The sequence below is a fragment of the Bordetella tumbae genome (assembly GCF_054780995.1).
In genome coordinates, this window is sequence record NZ_BAAGVG010000035.1 from 1 (window position 1) to 1,164 (window position 1,164).

Consider the following 1,164-nt stretch of genomic DNA (forward strand, 5'->3'; position numbering starts at 1 on the left):
CGCCAACAACCGATCCAATGCCGCCATCGCCTCCGGCGGCTCAATCGAATCGATCCCCGCCCGCGCCATTCGCTGCCGGTACTCGTTCGAAGCCACCACCCCGACGCTGCCCCAATAGCCCCAGTGCATCAGCTTCACCGCATAGGGTCTATGCCGCAGCCGCTTTGCAAATGCATCCGCATAGCAGCAGCCCGCCGCATAATTGCTCTGACCAGGCGCCTTCATAAAACTCTGCAGCGATGAGAAAAACACCACAAAGTCGAGCGCCTCGTCTCCGAACACTGCGTCCATGTTTGCCGCTGTCGCTGCCTTTGCCGTCAACGCCGCCTCGAACGTGGCCTCATCCATCGTCGCCAAGCTCCGATCGGCCAGCACGATGGCGGCATGCACCACGCCATGAATCGCCCCGAAGCGCTCGCGAATCGTCGCATGCGCCAGTTCCAGCGCATCCTCATCCGTCGCATCGGCCTGCAGATACAACGGTGTCGGGCCTAACTTGCCCAACCGTGCACGATGCTGACGGATCGCCTCATCCTCGGCGCGCCGGCCCAGCCACACCAGTTGGGCACGGTACCGCTGGATCAGATGCTCGCTCAGCGCCATGCCGATACCGCCGGCTCCGCCCAACACCACATAGACGCCACCCTCGCGATATGGTGGCAACGCCGCCTCGGGCACCTCGCAAGGCGCCAGTACCTGCTGATACCAACGTCCGGCCCGCCATGCTCTCGCATCGCCTCGCGTCTGGGCAGGTTGCGCCAGCAGCGTCCCCAGAGGCAGGTCCTCATCCTTTGGCAGATCCAGCAGGCTGATGCGCCACTGGGGATATTCCTTGGCCAAGGAACCGATCAGGCCATGCACGCTAGCCTGGTCAGGATCGGCCATCTCGCTCAGCCCGACTGCTACCGCCTGCCGCGTCACGATCGTCAGTCCCAGTGATCGCGTGCCGTACTCCAGCGCCAGCAGCGCCTGGACCAGTCGCAGGCTCATCACCGCTGCCTGCGCTTCACCGGCTGGCACCTGCCACACGAGGTGCTGCAACGGCCCCTCGCGTCTGAGCGCCCCAGCCAAACTCTCGCGACTATCCTGTGCTGACCACACCACGGCGGGCGGCCCGGTGAACGGCGTCTGCGTCGTCGCATGCAGCTGTATTACCTGCTGCAC

General features: G+C 64.5%; 1 protein-coding gene. It reads right to left on the minus strand.

The genetic code is table 11. From position 1 onward, the window contains the following. Positions 1-1,164 (minus strand): SDR family NAD(P)-dependent oxidoreductase (locus ACYVI2_RS29245; RefSeq protein ID WP_460490392.1); only part of this gene is annotated, 1,164 nt, incomplete at both ends.